The 18,325-nt window shown below is 30.1% G+C and carries 17 protein-coding genes and 1 other annotated feature; of the genes, 6 read left to right on the top strand and 11 right to left on the bottom strand.

Annotated features, from left to right (window positions below):
- On the bottom strand, window positions 1-500 hold a 500-nt coding region (locus tag I4V16_RS07890), incomplete at its 3' end, for an NADH peroxidase (RefSeq protein ID WP_049180332.1).
- 271 nt (window positions 501-771) lie between these two features.
- Window positions 772-1,314 carry an NADH peroxidase gene (locus I4V16_RS07885; RefSeq protein ID WP_027097123.1) on the bottom strand — a complete coding sequence of 181 codons (543 nt, stop codon included), beginning with the start codon at window positions 1,312-1,314 and terminating at the stop codon, window positions 772-774.
- 272 nt (window positions 1,315-1,586) lie between these two features.
- Between I4V16_RS07885 and I4V16_RS07880 the strand changes: the two genes are divergently transcribed.
- The gene (locus tag I4V16_RS07880; RefSeq protein ID WP_099329256.1) at window positions 1,587-2,915 is read left to right on the top strand and encodes an amino acid permease; all 1,329 of its coding nucleotides are present in this window, start codon (window positions 1,587-1,589) and stop codon (window positions 2,913-2,915) included.
- Window positions 2,916-2,965: 50 nt separating this feature from the next.
- Here the strand turns inward: I4V16_RS07880 and I4V16_RS07875 are convergent, their stop codons facing one another.
- Window positions 2,966-3,328: a YccF domain-containing protein gene (locus I4V16_RS07875; protein WP_049179501.1), complete on the bottom strand. Its 363-nt coding sequence runs from the start codon at window positions 3,326-3,328 to the stop codon at window positions 2,966-2,968.
- A 206-nt stretch (window positions 3,329-3,534) separates the two neighbouring features.
- On the opposite strand from I4V16_RS07875, the gene I4V16_RS07870 reads away from it, so the two are divergent.
- From I4V16_RS07870 to leuS, 4 genes are all read left to right on the top strand, one after another.
- Window positions 3,535-4,074 carry a sigma-70 family RNA polymerase sigma factor gene (locus tag I4V16_RS07870; protein WP_195966625.1) on the top strand — a complete coding sequence of 180 codons (540 nt, stop codon included), beginning with the start codon at window positions 3,535-3,537 and terminating at the stop codon, window positions 4,072-4,074.
- A gap of 2 nt (window positions 4,075-4,076) precedes the next feature.
- Complete coding sequence (locus I4V16_RS07865) at window positions 4,077-4,832, top strand: hypothetical protein (RefSeq protein WP_049179499.1); 756 nt, start codon at window positions 4,077-4,079, stop codon at window positions 4,830-4,832.
- A gap of 68 nt (window positions 4,833-4,900) precedes the next feature.
- On the top strand, window positions 4,901-5,797 hold the full coding sequence (locus I4V16_RS07860) for a TraB/GumN family protein (protein WP_195541843.1): 897 nt from the start codon (window positions 4,901-4,903) through the stop codon (window positions 5,795-5,797).
- Between the two features lie 48 nt (window positions 5,798-5,845).
- Window positions 5,846-6,052, top strand: a binding site (T-box leader).
- Window positions 6,053-6,105: 53 nt separating this feature from the next.
- Window positions 6,106-8,553 carry a leucine--tRNA ligase gene (gene leuS / locus I4V16_RS07855; protein ID WP_049179497.1) on the top strand — a complete coding sequence of 816 codons (2,448 nt, stop codon included), beginning with the start codon at window positions 6,106-6,108 and terminating at the stop codon, window positions 8,551-8,553.
- Window positions 8,554-8,650: 97 nt separating this feature from the next.
- Here leuS and I4V16_RS07850 read toward each other — a convergent pair whose 3' ends face one another.
- Entirely contained in the window at window positions 8,651-9,406 is a 756-nt protein-coding gene (locus I4V16_RS07850; protein WP_049179496.1) for a methyltransferase domain-containing protein, read from the bottom strand.
- Between the two features lie 208 nt (window positions 9,407-9,614).
- Between I4V16_RS07850 and I4V16_RS07845 the strand changes: the two genes are divergently transcribed.
- The gene (locus I4V16_RS07845) at window positions 9,615-9,947 is read left to right on the top strand and encodes a HesB-like protein (protein WP_027097129.1); all 333 of its coding nucleotides are present in this window, start codon (window positions 9,615-9,617) and stop codon (window positions 9,945-9,947) included.
- Window positions 9,948-9,993: 46 nt separating this feature from the next.
- On the opposite strand, the gene I4V16_RS07840 is transcribed toward I4V16_RS07845, so the two are convergent.
- The 7 genes from I4V16_RS07840 to mglA all read right to left on the bottom strand — a co-directional run bounded on the left by I4V16_RS07840 (window position 9,994) and on the right by mglA (window position 18,287).
- Complete coding sequence (locus tag I4V16_RS07840) at window positions 9,994-11,037, bottom strand: galactose ABC transporter substrate-binding protein (RefSeq protein WP_111938196.1); 1,044 nt, start codon at window positions 11,035-11,037, stop codon at window positions 9,994-9,996.
- A gap of 27 nt (window positions 11,038-11,064) precedes the next feature.
- Window positions 11,065-12,024 carry a substrate-binding domain-containing protein gene (locus tag I4V16_RS07835; RefSeq protein WP_049179494.1) on the bottom strand — a complete coding sequence of 320 codons (960 nt, stop codon included), beginning with the start codon at window positions 12,022-12,024 and terminating at the stop codon, window positions 11,065-11,067.
- Window positions 12,017-13,801 (bottom strand): sensor histidine kinase, encoded by a 1,785-nt coding sequence (locus I4V16_RS07830; protein WP_049179493.1) that lies wholly within the window; start codon window positions 13,799-13,801, stop codon window positions 12,017-12,019. Before I4V16_RS07830 ends, I4V16_RS07835 begins: the two co-directional genes overlap by 8 nt.
- A 9-nt stretch (window positions 13,802-13,810) precedes the next feature.
- The gene (locus I4V16_RS07825) at window positions 13,811-15,409 is read right to left on the bottom strand and encodes a response regulator (protein WP_099329258.1); all 1,599 of its coding nucleotides are present in this window, start codon (window positions 15,407-15,409) and stop codon (window positions 13,811-13,813) included.
- 163 nt (window positions 15,410-15,572) lie between these two features.
- The gene (locus I4V16_RS07820) at window positions 15,573-15,740 is read right to left on the bottom strand and encodes a hypothetical protein (protein WP_153246650.1); all 168 of its coding nucleotides are present in this window, start codon (window positions 15,738-15,740) and stop codon (window positions 15,573-15,575) included.
- Window positions 15,741-15,748: 8 nt separating this feature from the next.
- A complete protein-coding gene (mglC, locus tag I4V16_RS07815; protein WP_049179491.1) occupies window positions 15,749-16,771 on the bottom strand; it encodes a galactose/methyl galactoside ABC transporter permease MglC in 1,023 nt (340 codons plus the stop codon).
- Between the two features lie 16 nt (window positions 16,772-16,787).
- Window positions 16,788-18,287, bottom strand: a complete 1,500-nt coding sequence (gene mglA, locus I4V16_RS07810; protein ID WP_049179490.1) for a galactose/methyl galactoside ABC transporter ATP-binding protein MglA — start codon at window positions 18,285-18,287, stop codon at window positions 16,788-16,790.
- Window positions 18,288-18,325: the final 38 nt, after the last annotated feature.

Genomic DNA, 18,325 nt, shown 5'->3' with positions numbered 1-18,325 from the left:
TGTCTAGCTTCATCTTTACACATTTCATGTACTGTGTCATGAATTGCATCTAGGTTTAATTGCTTAGCTAATGTAGCTAAATCTTTCTTACCTTGGCAAGCTCCGTGTTCTGCATCAACTCTCATTTGTAAGTTAGTTTTAGTATCTGCTACTACTACTTCTCCTAATAATTCAGCGAACTTTGCAGCATGTTCTGCTTCTTCGAATGCTATTCTCTTATATGCTTCTGCAACTTCTGGGAATCCTTCTCTGTCAGCTTGTCTTGACATTGCTAAGTACATTCCTACTTCTGTACATTCTCCCATAAAGTTAGCTTGTAATCCTTCAATAACTCTTGGATCTATATCCTTAGCTACTCCTACTCTATGCTCATCAGCCCAAGCCATATCTTCTGATTGTTCCATGAACTTTTCTGGTCCTACTCCACATAATGGGCACTTTTCTGGTGCACTTTCTCCTTCATGAACATATCCACATACTGTACAAACAAATTTTTTCATATCTTTTCTCCTCCTATATTTTAAACCTTATATTTTAATCTTATCTAGTAAAATCTTTCTGTTATTCTCTACAGTTTTTATTATATAATAATTATTATTATTTGTAAATAGTTTTTTGTTATTTTTTTATATTATTTTTCTATTTTCAATTCCAATTGTTGATTTAAATTCTTTTATAAACTTCTTAGACAATGATTTAATTCAACCATAAGAATTATCTTATTCAAATTAAAAAAAGATAGACGATTGCTTCGTCTATCTTTTCTATTTATTAACCAAAATATCTGTTTAATAATCCCTTGAACGCTTGACCGTGTCTAGCTTCATCTTTACACATTTCATGTACTGTGTCATGAATTGCATCTAGGTTTAATTGCTTAGCTAATGTAGCTAAATCTTTCTTACCTTGGCAAGCTCCGTGTTCTGCATCAACTCTCATTTGTAAGTTAGTTTTAGTATCTGCTACTACTACTTCTCCTAATAATTCAGCGAACTTTGCAGCGTGTTCTGCTTCTTCGAATGCTATTCTCTTATATGCTTCTGCAACTTCTGGGAATCCTTCTCTGTCAGCTTGTCTTGACATTGCTAAGTACATTCCTACTTCTGTACATTCTCCCATAAAGTTAGCTTGTAATCCTTCAATAACTCTTGGATCTATATCCTTAGCTACTCCTACTCTATGCTCATCAGCCCAAGCCATATCTTCTGATTGTTCCATGAACTTTTCTGGTCCTACTCCACATAATGGGCACTTTTCTGGTGCACTTTCTCCTTCATGAACATATCCACATACTGTACAAACAAATTTTTTCATATCATTCTCCTCCTCTATATATATAACATTAATTAACTTTTAAAATTCATCTTTTGTTTCTTAACATTTATTCTCTTCTGTTCTACATTTGTTATTATATAATAATAATTATTATTTGTAAATACTTTTTTTCATTATTTTTTTCTATTTTTATCCTATTATATAATAGGATTCTTATTTTTTGCAAATAATTATTTTAATAGACATCTTTTATATATGAAGATATAATTTTATTGTTAATAAATTAATCATATTAAACTAAGGAGAAAAATATGGAAGATAATAATTTAAAAAGAGAACTTGGATTAACTGCAGCTACAGCTATTGTTGTCGGAAATATGATGGGATCAGGTATTTTTACTTCCCCCCAAAGTCTTGCTCAAGTGGCAAACCCAACAACAACAATTCTTGCTTGGATAATTACAGGAATAGGTTCTGTTCTGCTAGCTCTTTCTTTTGCTAACTTAGGAACCAAGTACCCTGCAACAGGTGGTCCTATAGTATATACCCATAAAGCATTTGGGGAATTTACTGCATTTTTAGTAGCTTGGACATTTTGGATTGGTTCATGGATTGGTAATGCTGCTATAATAACAGCAATAATTAGATATTTAACTCCTTTTTTTCCAATACTATCTTCAAATGGATTAATTGCTTTTTTAGTTTCTTCTGCATTCTTATGGATAATGACCTATATAAATTATAAAGGTGTTAAAGAAGCTGGAATTATTGGAATAATTACTACTACATTAAAGTTACTAGTTATACTTGTATTCTTAATAATAGCTGTAATTGGATTTAACCCTGAATATCTTAAGACTTATTCTTCTTCTGAGGTTGTTGGATTAGGATCTCTTGCACCTGCAATAGCTGTTACCTTATGGTCATTTGTTGGATTAGAAAGTGCTGTTGTTTCAGGTGGTGAAATAAAAAATCCTGAAGTTAATATTAGAAGAAGTACTGTAATTGGCACAATTTTTGCTTCTATTATATACTTATTGCTTTCAATTTTAGCTATGGGTGGATTATCACAAGCAGACCTTGCTTCATCTAATGCACCTTTATCATCTATAATAAACAATATAACTGGAGGCACTTGGGGTGGAGCATTTATATCTCTTGGAGTAGTTATTTCAGCTGCTGGAGCTTGTTCAGGTTGGATAATGACAACAGCAAGAATGGCTTATGCTGCTGGTACTGATGGATTATTTCCTAAATTCTTCAGTAAATTACATCCAAAGTTTAAAACTCCTGTAGTAGCCTTATTTATATCTACACTTTGTACTAACATACTTTTAATTGCTAATTATGTTTCAAGTTTAACTTCAGCTTTCGATTTTATGATAAATCTTGCGACTTTATCGTTTATTCCAGCTTATGCATTAAGTGCTTGTGCTGAAATTATCCTTACATATAAATCAGGAAACAGATTAAGCTTTGGTAGGTTTATAAAACATGCCTTCTTTTCCTTATTAGCATTTGCATATTCACTGTACATAATCTATGGATCAGGATCAGTTTCTGCAATGTGGGTGTTTATATTAATGCTTATAGGAATACCATTTTACGTATATAAAAAATTACAAGATAAAAACAACTAATAAAAAGAGCTATAGTACTAAATTAAAAGTACTACAGCTCTTTTTTACCTTTATCTAATTTCTTTTCCAAAAGGCATTAATGATAACTTTGCCAACTTAAAACATTGTGCAGCAAATGGTATCCCTATAATAGTTACACATAATAAAACTGCACTTATTAAATTACCTATACATAATGCTAACCCACCAAATAATAACCATAATATATTCAATAGTAGATTTCCTGCACTATCGCTTACAGTAACTACTTCTTTACCAAAAGGTGCAAATTGTAAACTTGCCATTTTAAAACATTGTAATCCCACTGGTATTCCTACTATAGTTAAGCACCAAAGTAATCCTGCAAATAACCATCCCAATGCATTAAAGAATCCGCCAAATATAATCCATATAATATTGCCTAAACAACTCATCTTTATCCCCCTACGATTTTATTTATATATTATATACTACATTTTTAAGTTTTGAATAAACTTTTTCTTAATATAATATAAAAATTTGAAACCATACTTAATTTTTTACGACTTTATATATGAAAGTGCTTTCAATACATTTAAATATTAAAGGATATCTTATATAAAAGTTTAATTTATTTAATATAGGGGGGAAAGAAATTCAGATGATAGATGATTTAAATTTTGTAAAAGAATTAAAAAATAAAAATCAAGATGCTCTACTTTATGTACTAGATACTTACGGAAATCTTATATATAGAATCGCTTACACAAATACAAACTCAAAAACATTAAGTGAGGAATGTGTTAATGATGTTCTTCTTAAAGTCTGGCATTGTATAGATTCTTTTAACTATCCTGATAATAAATTTAAGAATTGGATTGCATCAATAGCAAAACATACAAGTATAGACTTAATAAGAAAAGAAGGTCACCGCTTAAATACCATAAATGACGATAGTAATACTTTAATATCTGCAGACAATATAGAATCAGAACAAATTACTAAAGAAGAATTAGAATTGGTTAAAAAATATATTATGAACTTTAAAGAAATAGATAGAAATATTTTTATTCAACGTTTCTTTTTAAATAAAGATATAAAAGAAATATCTGAACTGTATAACATGACTCCTAATGCAGTTAAACTTAGGATATTAAGAGCTAGAACAAAGCTTTCAAAATTAATGAAGGGGGAAATTTAATTATGGATAAATATGAATTAATTGATATAGACGAAGAGTCACTTGCTGATGTTACTTTATCTAATGAACAAAAGGAAAGCCTAAAAAAGTCTTTAAATTTCACTCTTAATTGGTGTTTTGTTAATAATACTGATTTAGATATAGATTTTTCCCCATCTAATATATATTCAACCTATTTAAGTCTCGGACCAGAAAGAGATTGTACAATACACTTAATTAAAAACGCAAAAGTCTTACAAAAAATAGTTATTTCTGCATTTAATAAAAAATTCACTCCAAAAAATGAACAAGTTCTTTCCTCAAAATTTTTAAATATTGGTGCTGGTATGGAATTTAATGATGTTGCTCCTTATTGGGGAGAAACCCTTTTCTACTACCAAATGTATATAACTCCTAAAAATATATATCTTTATTCCTTTAGTAATACTTTTAAAACTATTAATGAACAGATAATTCCTATAGAAAAAATTGAAACTGTATATTTATCAAATTCCTATAAGGATAATATGAAATTTAGTAATGTAAATTTGGTTCTACAATTAAAAGACACTCCATCTTCTTCTAATAAACTATATTTTGTTTCAGATAATCCAAAAGACCATAAAGATATCCAAGATATTTTATCTACATTATTAAGTTTGAATGTTCCAAATACTATTCCAAAAAGAAAAACTTTGTCTAAGCTTATGCTTTTTATAATTATCATGCTTATAATATTTACCTTATTTACTACACTTGGTGTACTTGGCAGTATATAAAAGCGTGTACCTATTTGTAAATAATTGGTATAATTAACTTATCGATTTGATTATAGGGGGAATCTAACATGAAGATTACTAAAAAGCTTATAAAACCATTTGCTACTTTATTACTAGGTGTTTTTACACTTGGTAGTTTAATTGGCTGTGGAGATAAAACACCTGCAGCTGAAGGATATTTATGGACTGCTACTAAAGGGGATATCACAATTAATTTAATTGGTACTATGCATCCTGCTCCTAGTACTCATAACTTCTTCAATAAAAAAGTAACTAAGATATTAAAAAATACAGATGTTCTATCTGTAGAAGCTGACATTACTGATATGACTAAAGTTACTGCTTCTCAAGATAAATTACTAAATACTTCAGATAAAACAGCTAAAAATCAATTAACTGAAGATGAAATTAAAAAAGTTAATGAAATATTAGCACCATCCAATATGAACATTAGTGCTTTATCTGTATTAACTCCTGCTGGTATAGTATCTATACTTGAAAGTACTATGTATCAAGGAGAAAATTATACTACTTCTTTTGATGAACTACTAATAAAAAAATCTCAGGAAAAAGGTATTGAAATTCATGAACTTGAAAGTGTTGACTTCCAAATGGATTTATTGAATAACTTATATACTTGGGATGATGTAAAAGCCACTATATCAACAGTTACTGATTCTTCTAAAAAAGAAGAAACTATTAAATATTTAAAAGATACTTTTAACTCATATGTTGATGGTAATATAGAATTTCTAGAAGAAGATGTTGCAAATATGAAAAAGGAAGTTCCTGAATTCTATGATGCTTTAGTTACTCAAAGAAATATAAAAATGGCAGAGAACATTGATAATCTAGTGGAAGATGGAAAAAATCATACTATAGCTGTTGGATGCAAGCACTTTATTGGTGAAGATAGCGTTTTAAAAGAATTAGAAAAGAGAGGTTACACTATAAATAGACTATAGTTGACTTTAACTCATATAAAATATATAATTATTTATACTATTGAATATTTTAGTGCGTTGATTAGAAGTAGTACCACTTAATTATAACTTCAGAGAGCTATTGGTTGGTGTAAAATAGTGTTGTAAACTTGGGAACTTGTCTATGAGCATACTTGTAAAAACAAGTACGGGTAAGCCCGATATAGTTATTGAGTGAGGATATTTTTTTATCCTAATAAGAGTGGTACCACGGAAATTTTACCTTTCGTCTCTTAATATAGAGATGAAAGGTTTTTATTTTTATTACAGATTTTAAGGAGGATTTTTTAATGGGAAACTACGGAACTGCTGTTGATAAGAAATGGCAAGAAAAATGGGAAAAAGAAGAATTATATAAGTTTAATCCTGAAAATTTAGATAAGAAACTTTATACTTTAGAAATGTTCTCTTATCCTTCAGGTAGCCAGTTACATGCTGGTCACTGGTTTAACTATGGACCAGTTGATACTTGGGCTAGACTTAAGAGAATGCAAGGATATAATGTATTCCAACCAATGGGATTTGATGCATTTGGTTTACCAGCTGAAAACTTTGCAATAAAGACTGGTATTCACCCTCAAGATTCAACTTATAAGAATATAGAAACTATGGAACAACAATTAAAGGCTATGGGAGCTATGTTTAACTGGGAAAGCGAAGTAGTAACTTGTGATCCAGAATATTATAAGTGGACTCAATGGTTATTCCTTCAACTTTATAAAAAAGGATTAGCTTACAGAAAGAATGCGCCTGTTAACTGGTGCCCATCTTGTAATACAGTTTTAGCTAATGAACAAGTTGTTGATGGTGCTTGTGAAAGATGTAATACTGAAGTTACTAAGAAAGAACTTACTCAATGGTTCTTAAAAATAACTGATTATGCTGATGAATTATTAGATAAATTAGATGATTTAGATTGGCCTGAAAAAACTGTAGCTATGCAAAAGCACTGGATTGGTAGATCTACTGGTGCAGAAGTTACTTTCAAAGTTAAAAACTCTGATTTAAGCTTTGATGTATTTACTACAAGAGTTGATACGTTAAATGGTGTAACTTATGTTGTTTTAGCTCCAGAAAATAAGCTAGTAGATAAGCTTACTGCTGATGAGAATAAGGCTGCTGTTGAAGAATATAAAGAACTTGCTGCTAAGCAAAGTGAAATTGAAAGACAATCAATCACTAAAGAAAAGACTGGTGTATTCACTGGCTCTTACGCTATTAACCCAATCAATGGTAGAGAAGTGCCAATATGGATTTCTGACTATGTACTTGCAACTTATGGTACAGGTGCAGTTATGGCAGTTCCAGCTCATGATGAAAGAGACTTTGCTTTTGCTACAAAGTTTAATCTACCAATTGAAAGAGTTATTGCCGCTAAAAATGGTGAAGAAACTGAACTTCCATATTGCGAACATGGCGTTTTAGTTAACTCAGGTGAATTTGATGGATTAGAAACAGCTGAAGCTAAGGAAAAGATAGTTGAAAAACTAGCTTCTCAAAACTTAGGTTCAATGAAGGTTAACTTTAGATTAAGAGATTGGTTAGTTTCAAGACAAAGATACTGGGGAGCTCCAATTCCTATGATCTACTGTGATAAATGTGGAACTGTTCCAGTACCAGAAGATCAACTTCCAGTTAAGTTACCTTATGATGTTGAATTTGCTCCAGACGGAAAATCACCACTTGCTAAGAGTGAAGAATTTAAGAAGTGTACTTGTCCACAATGTGGTGGCGAAGCTACAAGAGAATGTGACACTTTAGATACTTTCGTATGTTCATCTTGGTACTACTTAAGATATCCTGATAGCAAAAATTCAGAAAAAGCATTTGACCCTGAAATAATTAATAAAATGCTACCAGTTGATAAATATGTTGGTGGTCCTGAACATGCTTGTATGCACCTTCTTTATGCTAGATTCATAACTAAGGCATTAAGAGATATGGGATATTTAACATTTGATGAACCATTTACGTCTCTTACTCACCAAGGATTAATCCTAGGACCTGATGGTCTAAAGATGAGTAAATCTAAGGGAAATACAATTTCTCCTGATGATTACATCAAGCAACATGGTTCAGACGTATTTAGAATGTACCTAATGTTTGGTTTTGCTTACACAGAAGGTGGAGCTTGGAGTGATGACGGAATTAAGTCTGTTGCTAGATTCGTAGATAGAATCGAAAGAACTCTTGATTCTGCTAATGAAGCTATTAAAGCTGGAAATGGTAAGTCTACTATAGATAAGGCTGAAAAAGAACTAAACTTCTGGAGACATACTGCAATAAAGGGTGTTTCTGAAGATGGAGATAAGATGCAATTTAACACAGCTATAGCAAGAATGATGGAATTCGTAAATGCATTATCAAAATACATGCAAGAAGAAACTAAGAACCTTGATTTCTTGAAGGAAGTTATCTTAGACTTCATCAGATTACTTGCACCATTTGCTCCTCACTTCTCTGAAGAACAATGGAACTTAGCTGGCAACGCTACATCAGTATTTAATGAAGCTTGGCCAACTTTTGATCCTAAGGCTTTAGTTAAGGATGAAGTAGAAATAGCTATACAAATTAATGGTAAGATAAAAAATAGAATAAATGTTGCTTCTGACCTTGATGAAGAAGGAATTAAAGCAGCTGCTTTAAATGATGACGTTATTAAACAAAATACTGAAGGAAAAACAGTTGTTAAGGTAATTGTTATAAAAGGTAGATTAGTTAACATAGTTGTTAAGTAATAGAAAGAGTGTATCTAAAAATTTAGATACACTCTTTTATTTTTGTGTACTAACAACCATTAATTATAGCCACAAATAATGGTATCACTGCTATTAACTATTCCATCCCCTGGTTAAGTACCTCTTTAAATCCAGCTAAAACCTTACTTACTAGTTCTTCATCTAACTGCTCATAAAATTTAATATATCCTGATTGATCTAATGCTTCTGATAAATCCTTACACATAGCCATCCACGTCTCTGGTACATATACCCAAACTATTTCATCATATTTACAGCTCAATAAAAAGTGTTCCATCCCAAAGAAGGAATATTCTTTAATATCATGTAATTTATTAAGCTTAATGTAATCTTCTACTACCTGCATAGATAGTTTATATTCATATATATCTGTATAAAAGAAATCAAAACTATCTTTTGAGGCATTGAATGCATCGCCTACTATAATTTCTATCTTTTCATTTTCTCCAAAATTTCTCTTATAAAGCTCAACTACATCCTTACTAATTTCATACACAACTACTTTTTCAACATCTTGCTTTTTAGCTAACTCCTGAGCTACATATCCTAATCCTAAACCTACAACACCAACTTTGCCAGTTGCAAACTTTATAAATTCATATGATCCTTCTATTTCTTTAGGACTTAATCTCATCCAAACTCTTTTATTTTCTCCTATTAACTCTGGTATTGGTCCAATAACATTATCATTTTTCGTATATAAGTATCCTTCAACTTTACCATTTAAAGAATCTCTTTTTAAAATTTCAAATTCCCCTATTACTCCACTATCTATTTTATCTTCATACTCTTTTATTTTATCTATTATAAATTCTTTATTATACGGTATCATTAAATTAATTCCCCTTGCTGTAATTTTTTGTATTTATAGTATAATAGCTTAACATATTAGTTACACTATACATGATAATATTATAACCATAACTAATACCCATGAATAGTATTAATATAAAAACTTCTTGAAAAAATTTGAAGTTATGTTATACTAGGTGTAGTGATATGTATTATCAATTAATAAAAACTACAAGTAGGTGAATTTAATGAAAAATATAACTATAAACGAAGAAGCATATAAAGAATTTAAAGAATTCCTAGATGAAAACAAAGTTGAATCATATAATATTAGAATCAACTTAGGAGGATATGCATGTAGCGGTCCTGTTTTTAACATTTCTGTAAGTGAAGCAACAGATGCAGATGTAACAGAAGTTGTTAACGACATTACTTTTATTATGGAAAAGAGCTTAGTTGATGAATTCGGTGGATTCATTATCGTTTCAAGCGAAGAAAACCAAGGTAGAGGACTTTCATTAAAGCCTGTAATCGCTCCAGAAGGTAGCGGATGCGGAAGCTGCGGTGGCGGTTGTCACTAATTAAAACATACTAAAAGGATGTTGCAACTTTAGCAACATCCTTTTTTTATTTAATATATTCCCCTACATTTTCTTTTGTAACAATCACGTGTGGAATTCTTATATATCTTGCATCTATACCATTATCATTATCTAATATATTTCCTGATGACACTCTCAAAGCAGTATCAAATATAGCTTTTCCTTGTTTATAGGCATCACTAATTACTGTCCCTGTCATTTCTCCATTATCTATCGCTTTTAGGGCATCCTTAATTCCATCTACTCCTACAATTAAAGGCATATTATTTTTGATTTTAGACTTATTTAATACATCTATTGCTCCTAAAGCCATATCATCATTATTACTAATAATAAGCTCTACTTTATCATTATATTTTTCAATCCATCTGTCCACTTTTTCTGATGCTTCAGTTCTTGACCAATTAGCAACTTCACTACCTAACTTTTCTACTTTAATTCCACTGTCTACTAATCTCTTTACACTATATTCAGTTCTTATTGAAGCATCTTGATGTCCTTGCTCTCCCTCTAACATAACATACTGTACTTTTCCATCACCATTCTTATCAACATCTCTTGGATTCTTTTTATATTTTTCTATTACTATATCTCCCTGCATCATCCCTGATTGTTCTGCTTGTGCCCCAACATAATATACTTTACTCCACATGTTCATATCTTCTTCTACTGGCTCTCTGTTAAAAAAGATAACTGGTATATTAGCATTTTTTGCTTTATTAATTATTGTTGCAGCAGATCTTCTATCAACAAGATTTACGCACATTACATTATATCCTTGATCAATAAACATGTCTACCTGTTCATTTTGATTATATTGGTTAGACTTTGCATCCTCTACATTTAAAGTTATATTATAACTACCCTCATTTCTTTTTTCTTTTGTTATATTTTCTATATTAGATATAATGCTCGAAATAAAAATGTCATCTTGCTCATATACACTTATTCCTATTTTTATATCATTTACATCTTCCTCTTCATTATTACGGCTATTGCATGAAATCAATGAACTATACATATAAATAGTTGATAATACTAATATAAATCTTCTCATACTCTTTCTCATCTTTATACCATCCTAACCATATTATTTCTATTTTATAAAAGGAAATAGTATCTTTTGATTATCATCCCAATACATATTACTTTTATTAATAATAGAAAAATCTATTGTTTTACTACTAGTATCCTTATTATTTAGCTTATCTACAGCTATTTTTACCCCCAAATAGCCTAAATTAAATTCATTTTGTACCGCAACCGAATTAATTATATCTTCTTCTAAATAAGATAATATTTTGTTTGTTCTCCCCATTCCATACAACTCTAACTCTAATTTATTTTCTTTTTTTATCTGAGCTAATTCTTCTAATATATCCCTTTCAAATGTAACTAACACATCTATATTTTCTGACTTTATAAAACTATTTATCTGTTGACTATAAGTATTAATGTTCTCCCCTATATTTAACTCTTTACAATTATTTTTACTATAGCTTATTTCCGATAAAAAACCTCTGTACATATCCTGTAAATTACTTTTATTTTTATTAGTTACTATTATTCCTATGTTATTTCTTGTATTTCCATTTCTAATGATTTCATCTGCAATCTCTTTACCAACTTCTTCATTATCACAAGAGATTATAGGTATACTATCAAAGCCAGTAATTGCAGAATTTATTAAGACAATAGGAACATCTTTATATGCTTTTTTAATGGTCTCACTTAACTTATTACTATCTGTTGGATTCAATAATATTGCATCCACCTTACCTTTAACTTCTTTTTTTATTAACTCTATTTGAGCTTCTACTTCATTATTATTTGCTAAAACATAACTTTTAACTTCTACTCTCATGTCTTTGGCAGCTTGACTTATACCTTCTGCTATTACTTTTATATCTTCACTCTTTCTTGTATCCGATATATAGGCAATATTATATATAACTTCCCTATTATCCCGTCTTAATAAAAAGTCTAGAATAAACAAAAATAGTATTATTGCTATTCCTATAAAAATTACAAATATCCTCTTCTTTTGTTTACTCATTTTTCTTGTTTTCCCCCCTTTCATAGTCATCATACTTTATTATAGGTATGTGTATTTTTATAGAGGTTCCCTCATCTGGTTCACTATTAATCTCCAGTCCATATGTAGGCCCAAAATATAATTTTATTCTTTCATTAACATTTCTTAGTCCAACACCAGAACCTTTTTTACTAGCATGTACTTTTTCAAGTAATGATTCTACAATATCTTCTGTCATTCCAAGTCCATTATCCTTTACCTCAATAATAGCCTCATCATTTTCACTATACGCCTTAATATCTATCTCTCCATCCCCATCCATATACTCCATACCATGATATATAGCATTTTCTACTAATGGTTGAACTACTAACTTGATACAAGCTAAATCTAAAACATCATCTTCAGCTTGTATTCTATATGAAAACTTATTCTTATAACGTATATTTTGTATTGTTAAATAATTGCTTACATGCTCTAATTCATCCTTTAGACTTATTACATTCTTTCCTTTACTTAAGCTTATTCTAAAAAATCTTGCTAAAGCTGTAACCATAGTTACTGCACCTTCATACCTTTCCCCTTCTACCATCCACACTATAGAATCTAATGTGTTATAAAGGAAATGAGGATTTATTTGTGCCTGAAGTGCATCTAGTTCAGTCTTTCTTTTCAGCTCTTGTTCCTTAACTATATTATCCATAAGTGAATTCATCTGTGCCACCATTGAGTTTATAGCTTTACCTAGATGTTTTACTTCATATGAACCTGCTGTAGAAAAATCAATATCTCTTACGCCCTCCTCAAACTTTCTAACTTTATTTTCCAAACTTCTTATAGGAGTTGCTATTCTAGATGATACTACTATATTTATTATTGTTAAGATTAAGACCCCAAAGAATATAATTAAAATTAAAAATATCCTCATATGGCTATAATTTTCTGTAATATCCTTCATAGGGGTTACTGCTACTATCTTCCACCCAGTATACCCAACGGTTTTTGTAGTAACTACCCTTTCTTCACCATTAAAACTTTCTACTATAGTTCCATCTTCATAATTTACAGCTTCCTCATTATTTTCATTCATCAAATTTGAGTAGATAAGCTGTTGCCTTGGATGATAAATTATCTCTCCCTTACTATCTACTAAATAAACATATCCTGATTTACTTATATCTATATTTTTAAATATTTGCTCTATCCCACTAAAATTCATATCTACTAACAATATACCCTGGCTTGTCTCACCATTATAAGTTAATTCTACAGCCCTACTTAATGAAACAACCCACCGATATCTATATGATGGATCTACAAAAAGATTTTGTACATGTGGAGTAGAAAAATGTAGATTCTCTTTTTTATTTACAGCATTAATAAACCAAGCATTATCCCTAGGCTCTATGGACTCCTTTAATTCCTTATAAGGATACCCTGCTACTATTTCTCCATACTTTGAAAATAACGTTATACTTACAAGAAAATCTTTATTTGTTTCATATAATAAATTCAATTCATTATCTATACTATCTTTAGAAAAATCTACTTTTTTAATTACGTTATAGTACATTCCATCAGATACTTTCATTATATTTCTTAGGTAACTATCTAAATTTAGATTAACTTGATTAACTATAGCTTTATTATTCTTAGATATTATTTCTTCATTTAATCTAACAAATCTAATATATAAAATTTCACCTAACGTAATCATTCCTATTACCGCAATTATTGTAAAAGATATAGAAATTATGTATTGTATACTTTTGTTTTTATATAAATTTATCTTTTTCATAGCTATTACCTACTTAACGTTTCTATACCTTGATGGAGATACTCCAAATTTCTTTTTGAATACGTAACTAAAATAATTAGCTTCAGTATATCCAACCTTTTCTGCTATCATATATGACTTATAATCTGTTGTATTAAGCAAATTTACTGCCTCATTTAATCTAGTACTTGTTAGATAGTTTATAAAATTACTCCCAGTCTCCTTTTTAAATAAAGTAGAAAAATAGGTTGGACTAACATGTAGCTGAGAACAAATAACCTCAACAGATAGTTCAGTGTTACTATAATTTTGGTTAATATATTCCTTTGCTTTTTCAATTAATAATTTAGAGGAGTCCATTCTTTCTCTTTTAATTAAATTATTAATTCTTATTGATTTTTCTATAAACCACTCTTTAGCTTGATTTATAGAATTAAAATCATCTAAATGACTATAACAATTAAATCCTTCTCCAAATATCTCTTCCATATTAATATCGTAAGCTTGTACCACTTTCAATAAGGATGTGGTTATTTCTATAAAATAAATTTTGTACTTATTAAAAGGCAATAGCAGTTTTTCTATTCTACAAAATAATTTACTTATAGAGTCCTTTATTTCTTCATCTGATTTTAACTTAATAACATTTAATAGTTCTCTCTCATCATTTTCATCAAATTGAAGTTGAACTGAATTATCCGGCTCCACATCTTCAATATATATGGCTTTTCCTGTTCCTAACACCATTCTATAATGCAGTGCATTTCTGGCCATTTTATAGGAAAATCTAATTTCCTCATACCCTCTAACTATCTGTCCTATTCCGGCGGATACTTTCTGCCCTAACACTCTTTCACAACTTTTACAAACTTCATTTAATCCATTAATTAAATTTATAATTCCACCTTTATTATCTAGATTACCAATTATGATAACCTTTCCAGAATAGATAAAACTAATAGCCTTACAATAACTAACTAATGTTTCATCAACTATTTGTTTAATTGATATATCTACAAAATCGTTTTCTCTATGCTCACTACTATCTATAAGTTTATCGTTATATAGAACACCAATAGCAAAGTAGGGAAAATCAAACTCTACTCCAACCTTCTTACCCGCTTGTACCCAACTGCTACCTTCTATTCTTCCCTCTATAGTCCCAACAAAAAACTTTTCCTTCATTATTGGAAGACTTTCAAGATAATATTTATTTAACTTCTCAAAATTCTTTTTTTCATTATATTCTTCATCCATAGTATTCTTTAACTTCTTTAAAACCTCAATTAATTCTATAGAATTTATAGGTTTCAAAACATATTCAACTACATTTATTTTAATAGCTTTATGGGCATATTCCAAATCATCTGATCCTGAAAAAATTATAATCTTAGTTGATGGAGATTCTTTATATACATATTCTCCTAATTCTAAACCATCCATAAAAGGCATTTTTATATCTGTCATAATTATATCTGGCTGAAACTTTTCAACTTTATCTATGGCATCCTTTCCATTTTCAGCATCACCTACTACTGTAAATCCATACTTTTCCCAATCAATCTTCTTTATTATTCCATGTCTTATTTCTTCCTCATCATCTACTATCAATACCTTATACAAGTTCATGAACCTACCTCCTATTTATGATAGATTTTTTCTTTTGATACATTTTATACCTGAAACTATTATCTCATCACATTAATATATATTCAACGTAATAATTTTATATTAAACTTATTTTTATACGACAAAAAGTAGAGAATATAAAATCCTCTACTTCTACTATCTATTAAAATATTACTCCAAATAATATGGATAGTCCTAAAAGAACCAGAACTCCCAATATAAATTTGTCAACACTTTCAACAGATACATCTATCTTTCCATATAAGCAATCTCTAAAATCTTTTTTTACTTCTTTCTCTGGTACACTTTCATTTGTAATTTCATTGCTCATACTACCACCTACTTTTTAGCTAGATATTTTCTAACGTCCAATGAAACTGCTACTATAATAATTAAACCTCTTATTATAAATTGCCAATAAGCATTAACTCCAATAAAATTAAGTCCATAGTTAATAACTTGAAGAAGTACTGCACCTATTAATACTCCAGGTATTGTACCTACACCACCTGTAAATGATACTCCACCTACAACACAGGCTGCTATAGCATCAAGTTCATAGTTTAAACCAGTAGCTGTAGTAGTTGAACCAGCTCTACCTGCTTCTAAGAATCCAGCAACACCATAAAGAATACCTGAAATTATAAATATTATCATTATATTCTTAGCTAAGTTTACACCTGATACAGCAGCTGCTTCAGGGTTTCCACCTATTGCAAACATATTCTTACCAAGCTTTGTCTTATTCCAAATAAACCACATGATTATTGCTACAACTGCTAAATATATTATTAAATAAGGAATTTCAATTGGTCCTAAGTTAAATGATCCATTAACAAACTTAGTATACCTTTCATCTAAATTTGCAACTGGTTGTGCTCCTAGTGGAGGTCTATCTATATATAAACATGATATACCATAAGCAATAAGCTGAGTTCCTAATGTAATAATAAATGCATGTACTTTAAGTTTGGCCACACCAAATCCATTAATTGCTCCAAAAATACCACCTATAATTACTGCTACTAATAATGGTAGTATTAATGGTAAGGCTGGTAAATCAGGATACATTCTTGCAGCATAAGTTGTTGACTGTAAAAGGGATGCTGATACAATTGCTGTTAACCCTAAAATACGCCCTGCTGATAAGTCTGTACCTTGAAGTACTATAAGCCCTGCAACACCTAGTGCTAAGATACCACGAGTCGATGCTTGACTTAAAATCTTTGTGAAGTTGCTAATTGATAAAAATGATGGTTCCTTTATTATAAAGAAAACTATCATTGCTGCTAAAACTATATATAAAGCATAATTAACTAAAAAATTCGTTACCTTTTCTCTGTTTACTTTTGCTTGTTCCATCTTCTACACCTCAATCCTAAATATATTTAGCTGCTAAAGTCATTATTTTTTCTTGATCTAATTTATCTGTATCTTCTATTCCTGCAACTCTTCCATTCGACATTACAAGAATTCTATCACATATACCTAATAATTCAGGCATTTCTGAAGATACCATAATTACACCTTTTCCTTTATTAGCCAAATCAATTATCAGTTGATATATTTCGTATTTTGCCCCTACGTCAATACCTCTAGTGGGCTCATCTAACAATAGTATTTCTGGATTTGTTAATAACCATCTTCCTATGATTACCTTCTGTTGATTACCTCCAGATAAACTTCTAATGGCAGTTTTTTGAGTTGGAGTTTTAACTTTCATACTATCGATTGTCCACTTAGTATCTTCTGTCATCTTTTTATTATCTAAAACACCAAATTTACTATAGTTATCAATATTCGCTATTGTCGCATTAAACTTTATGTCTAAGCCACCAAATATACCTGTTGCTCTTCTTTCTTCGGTTAATAATGCAAATCCATTTTTAATTGCTGCTCTTGAATCTTTATTATTTACTGGTTTTCCATGTAGTAGAACTTCTCCACTACTCTTATGAGCTATTCCAAATATAGTTTCTATTAACTCAGTTCTTCTAGATCCAACTAAACCTGCAACACCCAAAATTTCTCCTTTTCTTAATTTGAAGGATGCATCAATTACTGATGGCTGATATGCTCCTGTAAGATTTTTAACTTCTAATATTGTTTCTCCTGGCTTATTAGTTTTAGGAGGAAATCTATGAGTCAAATCTCTACCAACCATTAATTTAATAATTTTATCTGTTGTCAACTCTTTTGCTAACAAGGTATCTATCCACTTTCCATCTCTCATAATTGTTACATCATCTGATATTTGAAGAATCTCTTCCATCTTATGAGATATGTAAATAAGTCCACATCCCTTTTCCTTAAGTTTATTCATTATTTTAAATAAATGATCAACCTCTTCTTGAGTAAGAGATGAAGTAGGCTCATCAAGTACTAAAATTTTAGCATTATATGAAGCCGCTTTTGCTATTTCAACCATTTGTCTTTGGGAAACAGAAAGCTTGGCCATTTTTTCTCTTGGATCAACATCTATTTCTAAATCATCGAAGATCTTCTTAGTTTCTTCGTACATTATTTTCTGACTTACAATTCCATTTTTACTTGGGTATCTTCCAAGCCATATATTATCCATTACATCTCTTTGCAAAACTTGATTTAATTCTTGGTGTACCATTGAAACACCATTTTCCATCGCTTGCTTTGGATTTGAGAACTTACATTCTTCTCCATCTATAAGAATTTTACCTTCATCTTCTATATAAACACCAAATAAACATTTCATTAATGTAGATTTACCTGCACCATTTTCACCCATTAAGGCATGTACAGTACCAGGACGCACCTTAAGTTGTGCATTATCTAAGGCCTTTACCCCTGGAAAGCTTTTGCATATATTAACCATCTCTAACACATACTTCGATTTTTCCATAACTGCTTTCACCACTCTTTTTGTATATTTTATAAGTT

The organism is Clostridium sp. 1001283B150210_160208_E6 (assembly GCF_015669365.1).
Taxonomy (GTDB): Bacteria; Bacillota; Clostridia; order Clostridiales; family Clostridiaceae; genus Clostridium; species Clostridium paraputrificum.
The sequence above is the reverse complement of the archived record's forward strand: the minus strand, read 5'-3'. Positions and strand labels throughout refer to the sequence as shown.